The 13,844-nt window shown below is 31.5% G+C and carries 15 protein-coding genes; all 15 read left to right on the forward strand.

Features of this window, described 5'->3' with window-relative positions:
- Window positions 1–18 precede the first annotated feature (18 nt).
- On the forward strand, window positions 19–630 hold the full coding sequence (locus ACESR5_RS09345; RefSeq protein WP_191341507.1) for a hypothetical protein: 612 nt from the start codon (window positions 19–21) through the stop codon (window positions 628–630).
- Window positions 627–2,015: a hypothetical protein gene (locus tag ACESR5_RS09350; RefSeq protein WP_373155235.1), complete on the forward strand. Its 1,389-nt coding sequence runs from the start codon at window positions 627–629 to the stop codon at window positions 2,013–2,015. The genes ACESR5_RS09345 and ACESR5_RS09350 overlap by 4 nt, the downstream gene beginning before the upstream one ends.
- 169 nt (window positions 2,016–2,184) lie before the next feature.
- Complete coding sequence (locus tag ACESR5_RS09355) at window positions 2,185–2,694, forward strand: hypothetical protein (RefSeq protein WP_373155237.1); 510 nt, start codon at window positions 2,185–2,187, stop codon at window positions 2,692–2,694.
- Between the two features lie 3 nt (window positions 2,695–2,697).
- Window positions 2,698–3,501, forward strand: coding sequence for a zinc ribbon domain-containing protein (locus ACESR5_RS09360; protein WP_087297229.1), 804 nt, complete (start codon window positions 2,698–2,700; stop codon window positions 3,499–3,501).
- A 190-nt stretch (window positions 3,502–3,691) separates the two neighbouring features.
- Window positions 3,692–4,495, forward strand: coding sequence for a Cof-type HAD-IIB family hydrolase (locus ACESR5_RS09365; protein ID WP_129736130.1), 804 nt, complete (start codon window positions 3,692–3,694; stop codon window positions 4,493–4,495).
- Complete coding sequence (gene hisC / locus ACESR5_RS09370) at window positions 4,479–5,534, forward strand: histidinol-phosphate transaminase (protein ID WP_373155239.1); 1,056 nt, start codon at window positions 4,479–4,481, stop codon at window positions 5,532–5,534. Before ACESR5_RS09365 ends, hisC begins: the two co-directional genes overlap by 17 nt.
- Before the next feature lie 50 nt (window positions 5,535–5,584).
- Window positions 5,585–6,238 (forward strand): pyrophosphatase PpaX, encoded by a 654-nt coding sequence (gene ppaX / locus ACESR5_RS09375; RefSeq protein ID WP_373155241.1) that lies wholly within the window; start codon window positions 5,585–5,587, stop codon window positions 6,236–6,238.
- Window positions 6,235–7,137 (forward strand): thioredoxin-disulfide reductase, encoded by a 903-nt coding sequence (gene trxB / locus ACESR5_RS09380; RefSeq protein WP_373155243.1) that lies wholly within the window; start codon window positions 6,235–6,237, stop codon window positions 7,135–7,137. The genes ppaX and trxB overlap by 4 nt, the downstream gene beginning before the upstream one ends.
- Window positions 7,138–7,232: 95 nt before the next feature.
- A complete protein-coding gene (rapZ, locus tag ACESR5_RS09385) occupies window positions 7,233–8,081 on the forward strand; it encodes an RNase adapter RapZ (RefSeq protein ID WP_087243848.1) in 849 nt (282 codons plus the stop codon).
- 12 nt (window positions 8,082–8,093) lie between these two features.
- Entirely contained in the window at window positions 8,094–9,041 is a 948-nt protein-coding gene (gene whiA, locus ACESR5_RS09390) for a DNA-binding protein WhiA (RefSeq protein WP_087243847.1), read from the forward strand.
- A 2-nt stretch (window positions 9,042–9,043) separates the two neighbouring features.
- On the forward strand, window positions 9,044–9,280 hold the full coding sequence (locus ACESR5_RS09395) for a helix-turn-helix domain-containing protein (protein ID WP_087243846.1): 237 nt from the start codon (window positions 9,044–9,046) through the stop codon (window positions 9,278–9,280).
- A 43-nt stretch (window positions 9,281–9,323) separates the two neighbouring features.
- Window positions 9,324–9,599 carry a DUF4834 domain-containing protein gene (locus ACESR5_RS09400; protein WP_087297224.1) on the forward strand — a complete coding sequence of 92 codons (276 nt, stop codon included), beginning with the start codon at window positions 9,324–9,326 and terminating at the stop codon, window positions 9,597–9,599.
- Window positions 9,600–9,611: 12 nt separating this feature from the next.
- Window positions 9,612–10,805, forward strand: coding sequence for a DUF5050 domain-containing protein (locus tag ACESR5_RS09405; protein ID WP_373155246.1), 1,194 nt, complete (start codon window positions 9,612–9,614; stop codon window positions 10,803–10,805).
- A gap of 167 nt (window positions 10,806–10,972) precedes the next feature.
- Complete coding sequence (murF, locus tag ACESR5_RS09410; RefSeq protein ID WP_373155248.1) at window positions 10,973–12,325, forward strand: UDP-N-acetylmuramoyl-tripeptide--D-alanyl-D-alanine ligase; 1,353 nt, start codon at window positions 10,973–10,975, stop codon at window positions 12,323–12,325.
- Complete coding sequence (locus ACESR5_RS09415) at window positions 12,322–13,359, forward strand: D-alanine--D-alanine ligase family protein (RefSeq protein WP_373155250.1); 1,038 nt, start codon at window positions 12,322–12,324, stop codon at window positions 13,357–13,359. Before murF ends, ACESR5_RS09415 begins: the two co-directional genes overlap by 4 nt.
- The last annotated feature ends 485 nt before the right edge of the window (window positions 13,360–13,844 follow it).

Genomic DNA, 13,844 nt, shown 5'->3' on the forward strand with positions numbered 1-13,844 from the left:
TAAAAGGGAGGGGTTATTATGAAACCAAAATTAAAATATGCTCCATTGGCTATCGCAACGGCTATTGTCAATGTTATAGCACTCATTGGAACATATATGATTTATTCACCGTTAAACAGTCTTGCAAATGCATCAAGTTCGGGTGATTATGCAAGCTTGGCGAATTTTTCAACAGATTCATTGACAAATGCTTCTTTGATTTTTTTATTAGGCATTGTCGCAACAGCAGTCATTGCGATTTTATTACTTGTATTCTTTATTTATGAAGAAAGAAAAATAGCCATCATTATCAGTTGTGTTATAGGGGCAATTGAATTTGTTTTATTCTTACGCTTCTTTGATACAATCATGTCAACAGTCATGGGAGGATTAGGATCATTGATATGGGGGTCTACACAATCAGAAAGTAATATGGTTGCATCAATTCTAGGAAGTTTACAATTGACATTGGTTGTGACATTCATTGGTGCTATCTTCCACATTATTATTCTTTTACAGATGTATCATGTGATTCATCTTTCATTCTTACAGCCATATACACCATCACTACTTTGTGGTGAGGTTATAAACGTTAATCAGGAGAGTTCTTCTCAAGAATCAAATCCCGATGAAGGAGGGGAATCACAATGAAAAAAACATATTCTTTTAAACCGCTATGTTTATTGATTCTCATATTTGACTTGATATTATCTATCAGTTTATGGAGAATTGCGACTATGGCATCAGATGTATTCAGTTTGATGGGTTCATTATCAAGTCTTATAAATTGGGCTATCTTTTTGATGGTTGGTGTATTAGGTGTGATTGTTGTGACTGTACTTTTATATCTTTATTATTTAAAGACAGAAAAAGTTCAGGGTATTTTATGGGATGCTATTTTACACACAGTCTTTTCTGTATTTTTTGGATTCCAGATGATAGATCTAGGTGATTCATTACAAGGTTTGGGTGGAAATCAAACTTTCACAACTATCATGGGTATTCTTGTTTTTGCTTCAGCATTATTACATTTATTTATCATGTTGCGTTTAGATCAAGTGATTCATGTGACTGTTTTAGATGCTTATTTACCAGCAGGTAAAGGACAGACGATTCAATCACCACCACCAGTCCATCAAACAGTTACAGAAGATACAGCAGCTCCAACACAAGAAGTGAAGACACCTGCAGAACCCGTCATTACAAAAGAAAAAGCTATTGCATTTTTGAAAACAAAAAATGGGAAAATGATTTTAGGTGCTGTCATTGTTGTTGTGCTTGCTTTTGTAGGATATAAGATTTGGGATACATTCTTCAATAAAACAGTTATTGATGCTTTTGCAAACATGACCGTATCATATGATGGATATGATGGTGCTGGGGAAGCCTATATTGATGAGTCAGATATTGACTATGATATGACTAATGCTCAGTTAGCACAGTTTGTTGGTGATATTTCATTTGATATTGAAAATAATGGAGAACTTTCTAATGGTGATAAAGTAACAGTAACAGCTGTATATTCAAAGGAAACAGCTAAACAATTAAAAGTTGTTTTAAAAGAAGAATCAAAACAATTTGATGTTTCAGGTTTAATTGTGAAATATCAAAGTGCTTCTGAAATTGATAAAACGCTTTATCAAAAAGCATATGATGCTGCATTACAAGAATCAACAAATTCATCTTATTATGATACTGATTCAAAAAGAACTTTCTATAAGTCTTATTATATTAAAGAAAATACAGAAAATATTGAATATCAAAGAAATTATTTAGTCTTTGTCTTTAAAGAAACTTATCAGGGTTATGACTATTCAACACATCAAGATGTTGAAAAAACGAGATATATGTATTATTACACAAACTTTGATTCTAGTTATGATAGTGATGATGAATATATGGGAGAATCACGTTTATATAATGATTCATTTGATTATGTTGAAAATGAAGCTGATGTATTGACATCACTCCAAAAACAGTCGATTGCTGATTATGGAAATTCAAAAGTAGAAGAAGTCACTATTCCAGTTTCATAGATATAAATGAGTTTAGATAATGAAAACGCACGTTTGTGCGTTTTTAAGTACAATAAATTTATAAAGTTAATATAGAGTTTAAAAAGTCATGATAGATTTTGAAAATGGAAAGACATAAGTTGATTATTGATGAGTCTTTATGTTATATTAAACAAAAGTGGTGATAATCATGAAAAAATGGATATGCCTATTTATAACATGTCTATTATTAATAGGATGTCAACATACACAAACAGAGAAATTGGTTATTCAAGGTATTCAAGAAATACCTTATGAAGAATTGAAAGAAAAGCTTGATCAAAAAGTCACTTTTTTATTATATATAGGTAGACCAGACTGTGGTGATTGTCAGGATTTTTATCCGGTATTAGAAGAGTACATCAATGAGCATGAAGGAACAGGTATTTATTATTTGAATATTAAGGAATATCGTGATCGTGCTCGAGATGATGATGCAACACAGGCAGAAAAAGACTTTTATGAAAATATTTATCAAAGATTAGATTTTGATTGGACACCTACAATTGAGGTTATTAGAAATGGGAAAATAGATGAAACTTATCAGTATTTGGATGAGGACTATTTTGATATCCAAGATCGTGAACAACAACAAAAAAGGAAACAAGCGTTTTTAGATGAATTTGAAGTCTTTATGAATGATTATTTTGAGGAGGAATAGAATATGAAAAAATGCCCGAGATGTGGACACGAATTAAAGGAGAATGAGAATTTTTGTTCTCATTGTGGATTAGATTTAAGGAACAATTATCGTTATCAAAAACCCCAAAATAAAGCAATGACTTATTTGTTGTATGTCATTATTTTCTTTTCATTTATAACTATTCCTTTATTATATAGTCGCGTTCTTAATAATATGGTGAGTGATGAAACCATCCAACACAATGAGCGAGTGGAGCTTCCTGAAATTCAGGGTGATGCAATGAGAGTGATTGCTGTTTATGATACATTAGCTGATTTTCAAAATCAGTTTACAAATGTTGATGGTATTGTTGATGATATAGAAAAATTTGAAGCTTCATTATCACAAAAGCAAGCTGGATCATGGACAAAAAAATATCAGATTCAAATTGCAGATAATTACAATATTTTTTATGATTTGACTTATCAGATTCAAATAGATGAAAACCTCACACTTCAGGTTCAACGTACATTTGATAGAGCACATAATTATAATGATGAGAAAATTACTTTTATCAAAGATCATGCGACAACTTTTGATGAATTATTTTTGACAGAAGACCAACAAAAACTTGTACAAACATTTACTGGTCAACAAAGCACAACAACACAATTGATGCAGGATTTTAAAGAACGTCAAAAAGAATTTGAAGAGAAAAAAGAAAGACTAGGTCATTATGGTATGGGAAATTATGATGGACAATCTTCATTTGTTGTATACCGTAGAGATCAATCTTATTATTCAAAGTTGACTTATGTGCATACACCTCAGGATTATATTGCTTAAAAATTTAAAAGAAGGGTTGGTTTCTATATGGCATAGAAGTCAATCCTTTTTGCATTATAGGATTATATGGAAAATAGGATTGTATGGAAAATATGATAAAATCTATTTATGTGCAAGAATAACAATATACAAAATTTCACTTTGCTTTTTGATATAGGTTAGATATAATAGGAACAATAGGTGATATGTAATGAAGATATTGATTAGTGATGTAGATGGAACATTGGTTCATGACAATCAAAATATAAGTCAAGATAACATTGATTGGATGAAAGAACTACAAAGACAAGGACATAAAATAGCACTCTGTACAGGTCGACAACTTTTTGAAATGAAATGGATTTTAAATGAGATTCCATTTCCTTATGATTATTTAATATTAAATAATGGAGCTCAAATTCTAGATAGAAATCATCGTGTTTTATATGAAAAAAAGATGGATGCGTATACAGGGAGAGCTATTTTGGATTATGTGACACAGTTTGATGATCTATATTCTTTTTATAGTGATGGAGCAGTCAGTTATGGTTTTAGTCATGGACAGTGTGTAGAACATATGACAAATCTTGAAGAGCCAGTTGATGTTTCATTTCAGGAACTTTATCAGAATGCACCACATTTTGATATTATTTCTTTTCATCAGGATAATCAGGAAATGACAATCACCAAAGCCTGTTATGAATATATTCAAAAGCATTACGGGGATAAGCTCAGTGTGTATTATAATTTGCATTATGTTGATATTGTCGCAAGAGGATGTTCTAAAGGCAATGGTATGACATGGCTTTGTCAGCATTTAGGTATCAATGAACAGGATATTTATGCGATAGGTGATTCATATAATGATTTGTCTATGCTGCAAGCTATCAGACAGGGATATACTTTTAAACATGCTCATGAAGATATCAAATCAATGGTACCAAGACATGTTCATTATGTTCATGAAGTGATTCAAGATATGTTAGGAGGGAAAAATAATGAGTTGGCAAGATAAGTTAAGAAATGTTCAACCTTATGAAGCAGGAGAACAACCACAAATTAAAAATTTAATTAAATTAAATACGAATGAAAATCCATATGATCCAGGTGAAAAAGTGAAACAGGCGATTTTGCATTTTGATTCTTCACATTTGGCTTTATATCCACGTCCAGATGCGGATGCATTAAGACAGGCATTAGCTGATTATCATCATTTAGATACACGTCAGGTTTTTGTTGGAAATGGTTCAGATGAAGTGCTGGCACTGATCTTTTTAACATGTTTTAATGGTCAAGAACCAGTGCTGTTTCCTGATATCAGTTATTCTTTTTATCCAGTTTATTGTGATCTATATCAGATAGCTTACAAAAAAATTCCTTTAAATCAAGATTTTGAAATCAACAAAGAAGATTATATTCAGCCTAATTCTGGTATTATTTTCCCTAATCCTAATGCCCCAACAGGACTGTGTGTTTCATTAGATATGATTGAAGATCTTTTAAAACATAATCAGGATAGTATTGTTGTGATTGATGAAGCATATATTGATTTTGGTGGGCAAAGTGCTGTTCCATTGATTCAAAAATATCCAAATTTATTGATCACACAAACATTTTCTAAATATCGTTCATTAGCGGGAATTCGTTTAGGGGTAGCTCTAGGAAGTCAGGAAGTAATCGCTAAACTATATGATGTGAAAAACTCATTTAATTCTTATCCTGTTGATAGTTTGGCACAGGCTATTGGTGTTGCGAGTATGGAAGATAGTGATTATATCCAACAAAATGCTCAAAAAATCATAGAAACACGAGAATATACAAAGTCTGAATTGAAAAAGTTAGGTTTTGTAATGCCTGATTCAAAAGCCAATTTTATCTTTGTGAAACATCCTCAGTATGATGCTCAGAAGTTATTTTTACAATTAAGAGAAAAAGGTATACTGGTTCGTTATTTTCATCAACCAAGAATTGAGCAATATTTAAGAATAACAATAGGCACAATGGAACAAATGAAAATATTGGTTCATGAAATCGAAAATATTTTAAAAGCATAATCATATAAGCTTTGTGATATTCATGATATAATACATATAAAGGAGTTACTATGAAAAAAGATTTTGCAGTTATTTTTGATTTAGATGGGACATTATTAAATACAGATTTGTTAATTAGAAAATCTTTTGAACATGTCTTTCATCATTATAAGCCAGACTATCAAATTAGTGATCAGGAACATTTATCATTTTTAGGCCCAGCCTTAAAAGATACATTTTCTAGATATTTTCCTGATGAGATGATTGAGGAACTGATTGATTATTATCGTGCATATAATCATGCTCATCATCAGGATTATGTGACCATTTACCCTCATGTTGAAGAAACCTTAAAAGCATTATCAAAACAAGGTTATCCATTAGCGGTTGTCACAACAAAATATCGTCAGGCTGCTTTGATTGGGCTGGATTTATTTGAAATTACTCCTTATTTTGATATGATTTTAGGAATGGATGATGTTGAACATGTCAAGCCAAATCCTGAAGGTATTTTAAAAGTAATGAATACATTTCATTGTTTAAACGGTTTATATATTGGAGATAATGTGACTGATATACAAGCTGGAAAAAATGCGGGTATTTATACAGTTGGTGTCAAATGGACACCTAAAGGTTATCAGGATATGCAAGCTTTAGCTCCTGATTTACTGATAGATGATATGTCAGAAATTATAACATTTGTAGAAAGGAAGATGAATGGATGACTGATTTAATTGTTGTGGGTGCTGGTCCAGCTGGTTTAACAGCTGCCTTATATGCCACACGAGCAGGAGCCAGTGTTTTGGTTTTAGATGGTGGAGCACCTGGTGGAAAGATGAATTTAACAGCTGAAATAGAAAATTATCCTGGATTAATAACAAAAGGGCCAGAACTGGCTTATGCCATGTATGAACAATGCTTATCTTTTGGTGCTCAATATGAATATGGTGAAGTGACACGTATTGAACATCATGAAGATCATCAAGTTGTTTATGTAGGCGATAAAACATACGAAGCACGCTATGTCTTTATTGCGACAGGTACAAAAGAACGTCATATGGGAATCCCTCATGAAGAAGAAATGAGTGGAAGAGGTGTGTCTTATTGTGCTGTCTGTGATGGACCTTTCTTTAAAAATAAAGATGTCTGTGTTGTAGGTGGCGGAAACAGTGCTATTGAAGAAGCTATTTATTTAAGTGATATTGTGAATCATGTGCATGTTATTGTGCGTCGTGATGTGTTGCGTGCTGATCAATATTTAGTTAATAAATTACAAGAAAAAGACAACATTGAAATCCATTATTTAAAGAAACCTCATGAAGTGAAAGTTGAAGATCAAAAAGTTGTGGGGTTGATTGTAGAAGATTCTCAAACAGGAGAACTTTCTACAATTGAAGCACAAGGAATTTTTCCATTTATAGGATTAGATCCTATTACAGAATTTGTAAAAGATTTGGGAATAGTGAATGAAAAAGGGTATATTGAAGTTGATATGAATCAGGAAACAAAAGTTGCTGGTATTTTTGCTGGTGGGGATGTGACTGATAAACAACTGCGACAAGTTGTGACTGCTGCTAATGATGGTGCTATTGCAGGACAATATATTGCTTCATTATTCAAATAGAGAGAAGGGAAATAGATTCTTTTCTCTTTTTGTATAAAAAAAGAGTACACTTATAATGTGATTTTTGATATATTATAAAAGAGAAGGTGAGTTATATGAATAAAATTGAAGTTATTGTTGTAACGGGGATGTCTGGGGCTGGTAAAACTCAGGCAATGGCTATCTTTGAAAATATGGAGTATCGCTGTATAGATAATTATCCTATTCCATTATTAAAAGAATTTGGAGATTTAATGCGTACTTCTACGAAATATTCTAAAGTGGCTATGGCAGTATCGCTAGGTGATGCGATTTTGGCTGTGAGAATCTTATCAAACATGGATTGGGTAGATTTGACAGTTATTTTCTTAGACTGTGACGATAAAGTTTTACTTTCACGTTATAAACAGACAAGACGCTCTCACCCACTCATGATTAGTAATGTGGCATCATCTTTGGTTGAAGCTATTGAATTTGAACGTGAAATGGCAGATCCTATTAGTCAGTTAGCTAATATTGTGATTGATACAACATTATTAAAGCCATCAAAATTACAAGATAAATTAGAAAGTTATTTCCACAAAGGAAATCGTGATACATTTAGAGTTTCTTTTATTTCATTTGGATATAAACATGGAATTCCACGTGATGCAGACTTATTATTAGATGTACGTTTTTTACCAAATCCTTTTTATATTGAAAGCTTAAGAAAATTAACTGGAAATGATAAAGAGGTTTATGATTATGTGATGTCACAAAGTGAAACACAGGAATTTGTTCGTAGAACAATAGAATATTATGATTATTTATTAAAGAAATATGAAGAAGAGGGTAAAATGCAAATGATTATTGGAATTGGATGTACTGGGGGACAGCATCGTTCAGTCACACTTACCAATTATTTTGCAGAGTATTATTCAAAATATTATCAAGTTTATAAATGGCATCGTGATGCTGATCATTAAGGAGGTTTTATGATGATTTCTTTTTCAAGAGTCGTCAAAGAAGAAATTGTATTCAATGATTTTGATCAACCGTGTGAAAAGGCAATACTTTGTGCAATGATTAAAATTCTTGGGACATTGTCACTCAATCAGTCAGGCTTAACGCTAACATTAAGAACTGAAAATGCGAAAATCGCATCTAAATTGCATAAATTCTTAAAGGATTTATATCAACCACATATAGAATTTCGTGTTTCTAGAAAAATGAAATTGAAAAAAAATAATATTTATACATTGATGGTTTCTAAGGCAAGAGAAATCTTAGAAGACTTGCATCTTATGGAAGGCATTGGTATACAAAGTTTTCCAGATATTCATTTTTTAGAAACAGATGCCAAGAAAAGAGCTTATCTGGCTGGGGTCTTTTTATCTTGTGGAAGTGTGAATAATCCAGATACATCTAACTATCATCTGGAAATGAGTGTGAATGAACCAGAATATGCTTCATTTATTATGGAGTTGATGAATTGTTATGACTTGCATGCCAAAATGATTAAAAGACGTAATAAATATGTTGTGTATTTAAAATCAGCAGAGAAAATCGGGGATTTTTTAAGAGCCATAGGTGCTTCACAATCAGTTATGAATTTTGAAATGACACGTATTGACCGTTCTATGGCCAATACTGTCAATAGATGGAATAATTGTGATATTGCTAATGAAGTGAAGGCGATGAGTGCTTCTACAGCTCAAATTGAAGATATTGCCTATATCATTGATAAAGTAGGCATTGAAATTTTAGATGATAAGACACGTACAGTGGCTTTATTACGTTTAGAAAATCCTGAGTTGACTTTAAATGAATTGGCAGATACATATTATCAGCAGACTGGTCAAACCATTAGTAAATCAGGATTACATCATCGTTTTAAAAAGATTAAGGAAGAAGCTCAAAAAATACGACAGATGGAGAATGAGTGAGTATGGAAAATATAAATATTCGTTTTGGGAGAAGAATTAAAGAACTCCGTTTGATGCAAAATGTTTCTCAGGAAGAACTTGGATTTCGCTGCCAGTTATCTAAAAACTATGTTTCAGATGTTGAAAGAGGTCGTAGAAATGTGTCTTTAAAGGTTGTTGAAAAGTTTGCATCAGGTTTAAAAGTACCAGTTTACTATTTGTTTGTATGGCATGAGGAGGAAGACGCAGTTCATTTATAGTTTATATTTATCATATAGACTATATCGCAAAAGGAGAAATGATATGGGATATAATTTTATATATTTGTTATGTGTGCTTGTATTAATTATGTTAGCTTTAAGATTATTTTTACCAATCCTTATTGTTTTGATTGGGGTTATTTTGGTTATCTGGATAATAAGAAAGCTTTTCTTTTCACGTCGTCAGTCACATGAAGATAAAGAAGATCAGGAATATTATGAATCTCTTTATCAGGATTACCAAAATCAGGATAGTGATGTTATTGACGTTGATTATAAAGTTGTTGATGAACATGAAAATCCTCATCAACAGTCGTAGGAGGATTGAGATATGATTTGTCCAAATTGTCAAAATGAAGTCAGCAATGATATGAATTATTGTCCATATTGTGGTCATCCATTATACAAGTCACAAGAACAAAATGATGGATATTATGAACCACTGTTTTTTGATGAAGAAACTGTTGAAAAGGAAACAAAGACATCGTCTTTTAAAGATATACCAGTCAATAAAAAAGTAAATAAGTTACTCATTTTAGTGAGTGTTATTGTTTTGGCTGTTTTAACAGTTGTATCTTATGAATATGTTTATCATGGACCAATGCTTAATTATACGTCTTTTCATGATACATCATCAGATACGTTACCACAACAACCTATGACAATATCAGGAAAAACAGGTTTTTCAAGTTTGGTTGGAAATATCAATCAAAATGGTGAGGCTTATTTTGATGGTGAAACGCTTTATATGTGTAATGATCAGGGGTATCTTGTATCCATGGATCAAAACTTAAATAACCGTCAAACATTGGTTACAGAGAAATGTCAAAATATCATGATTCATAATGATAAGATTTATTATACAAATCAACAGAATTATTTATGCGAAGTTTCATTAGATGGTAAAAATCAAAATCAATTCATAACTAAAGCTATTTATTATCCATATATAGATAATGATCGCATCTACTATCAATTAGATGAGGATAATGAATCAATCTATGTTTATGATATCAATACACAAAAACAGACAAAGCTTAATGATAGACAATCTTATTGTATTAATGTTGTAGATGATTATATTTATTATACATCTGATGATGGTATTTATCGTATGAATAGAAATGGAGAAAATGATGAAAAATTATTGAGTGGATCATTTTATAATTTAATTTATTTAGATGGAAAACTTTATTATTTATCATCAGATGGTATCTGTTTGTTAGATATAAATAGTAAAAAGACAGAGGTATTAAAAGCGAATGTTGTTAATTTCTTAAATATGAATGAACAGTATTTATTTTATCAGTCTATGGATGGCAGTGTTGTTAGATATGATTTATCAACACAGCAAGAAAAGACAATTTACAATGGATTGGTTGATACAGGATATATTGTTGGTGATAAATTGATTGTGAAAACATATGTATCAGCTTATCAACAAGAAAGCTATTATGTCATTATGGACTTTGATGGTGCTCAGCAACAAAGATTGTTCTTTGATGGACAAGGTGATTATATTTAATTGTCACTATATTGATTTGAGCTAGATAAAATATCAATATATATGAATATGAAAAGAAATAGTTGTTTTAAACAGCTATTTTTTATTATATAAGAACAATAAAATTTCATAGCTTTCCTAGTGAACTGGTGCTATAATAGTGCATATATTAAAAATGAGGTAAAATTATGCTAATAAGAGAGATTATTGAAGCCACTGGTGGCACATTGTTGAGCGGAAATATCAATGATGATATTCATGGATTTACGCAAGATACAAGACAGATTCATGAAGGAGATATGTATATTCCGCTGGTTGGAGAAAAAAATGATGGACATCAGTTTATTAAACAGGCTTTTGAAGCTGGCGCAAGTTCTGTTATAACATCTCAGCCCATAGATTATCCTGATAAAAACGTGATTTTAGTGAAGGATACTTTACAGGCATTAACAGATATGGCAGCTTATTTAAGAAAACATCGTGCTGTTAAAGTTGTGGGAATTACAGGGAGTGTTGGAAAAACAAGTACCAAGGATATGATTTATGCTGTGATATCAATGCAATATAAAACTCTGAAAACTTTAGGTAACTATAACAATCATATCGGTTTACCTTTAACAGTTTTAAGACTTCAGGATGAAGAAGTCATGGTATTAGAAATGGGAATGAATCATCTTGGTGAAATTCGCCATCTGACACATATTGCAAGACCTGATATTGCAGTTATTACAAACGTTGGAACAGCACATATTGGAGAACTAGGGTCACGAGAGAATATTCTAAAAGCGAAGATGGAAATTGTTGAAGGATTAACTCAGCAGGGACGCCTTATTATCAATGATGATAATGATATGTTGCATACTGTACAATCTCAAGATTATCCTATTATTCGTGTTGGTGAAAATAATGACTGTTATTTAAAAGCTTGTCATGTTGAGTTATTATTAGAAGAATCTTATTTTGATTTGGATTATCAGGGAAAAACTTATCATGTTCATGTGCCAGTTTCTGGTCAGCATTTTGTGATGAATGCGTTGATTGCGATTGCGGTAGGGTTAAGCTTAGATATTGATATTGAAAAATGTATTAAAGGTATTGATCAATTTGAACTGACAAAAAATCGTATGGATATGATCGAACTAAGTCATGGAATCAGATTGATTGATGGCACATATAATGCCAACTTAGATTCAATGAAGTCAAGTCTTGATGTTTTATCAAAATATCCAAATAGAAAAATAGCCATCTTGGCAGATATGTTAGAGCTAGGAGCGTATGAACAGGCATTTCATCAGGAAGTTGGACAATATGTTGCTAAAAAGCATATAGATCAATTAATGTGTGTAGGACCTGCAAGCCAGAATATTGTTTTAAAAGCACAGGAAAATGGTATAGAAGCTTATCATTTTGAAAGTAATCAAGATTTAATTCAAGCTTTAGAGGGATGTATACAGGATGATGATGTCATTTTATTAAAAGGATCACATGGCATGCATCTTGATGAAGTTGTAGACTATTTAAAGGAGAAATATAAAAGATGAGAAAATTAATGATTATATGTGGAGGACAATCTACTGAACATACCATTTCAAGAATGTCTTGTACATCTGTTTTAAAAAATCTTCATAGAGATCGTTATGAGTTGACTTTGGTTGGTATTGATCAGTCTGGAGAATGGTATCTTTTAGATGCCGGTCAGGAAGATTTAACTTTAGATTCATGGTTAGATCACTCAACACATATTGAAGATGTTTATCATTTGTTGAAACAACAAGATGTTATTTTCCCTGTTCTTCATGGACAATATGGTGAAGATGGAACGATTCAGGGGTTATTTGAATTGGCTGGTGTTCCATATGTAGGATGTAGAACATTGGCTTCAAGTGTGGCCATGGATAAAATTTATACCAAAAAGATTTTAGAAACAGTAGGAATTCCACAAGTGAAATCTTTATATGTGAAAAAAAGATATGATGGTCAATATGTTGTTGTGAATCATCAATTTGATGAAACTGATGATATATTAACAGCAGTGAAAAATCAGTTAGGGTTTCCTTGTTTTGTGAAAGCAAGTCGTTCTGGTTCCAGTGTAGGATGTTATCGTGTAGATCATGAAGAAGACTTGCTAGAAATATTATATCAGGCAGGACAATATGATAGTCATATTGTGATAGAAGAATGTATTGATTGTATTGAATTGGAAACAGCAGTATTAGGTAATGATGATCCTATTGTTTCTCGTGTTGGTCAAATTATGCCTCATGGAGAGTTTTATACTTTTGAATCAAAGTATGAAGATGAAGAAAGCAAAACATGTATTCCTGCATTAGTTGATGCTAACATTCAAGAAAAAATTCGAGAATATGCATTAAAAGTTTTCAAAGCTGTTGATGGACATGGACTTTCTCGTGTGGATTTCTTCTTGGATAAGAAAACAAATCAGATTTATCTTAATGAAATTAATACGATGCCTGGATTTACAAAGATTTCGATGTATCCTCAGTTAATAGCTGATTTAGGCATCACTTATAGTGATTTAATTGATCGTCTTATTGATTTAGCTTTTGATCGATAGAATAACCTTTGGGGTTATTCTTTTTTGTATTCAATTAAAATCCACAAACTATCGCGTAGTAACGAGATTTAAAAATGAGATGTGATTCCTAAAGCTAAAAAGTAAGATAATCAAAAAGTGTATAAAATAATATAAAAGTGGTATTGATGATTGTTGTACAGTAAAAGGATAAGGAAAGCATACAAGAATATTTCAAAAATTCATTGAAAGAAGATGAAGAGGCAGAACAATTAATGAAATGATCCATTCAACAAGAAATAATGCAAGATGCTAGGATAGGTCGCATAAAATGAAGGAGATTCAGCTTTTGTTCTAGAAACAGGCTTGTTCTCATAAAAAACACGAGATGAGTTGATAGGTATTTATTAAAAGTAAAAATATAAATTCAATTTGTTTATATTTGTGAAAAGATAGATGAATTGTTAAATAACTGATTTTTCATTTTCAACATATATTTTCTATAAAAGATTGTTAAAGTTTATTTA

Origin of the sequence: Clostridium sp. AUH-JLR23, assembly GCF_964238065.1 — a bacterium.
GTDB lineage: Bacteria > Bacillota_I > Bacilli_A > Erysipelotrichales > Coprobacillaceae > Allocoprobacillus > Allocoprobacillus merdigallinarum.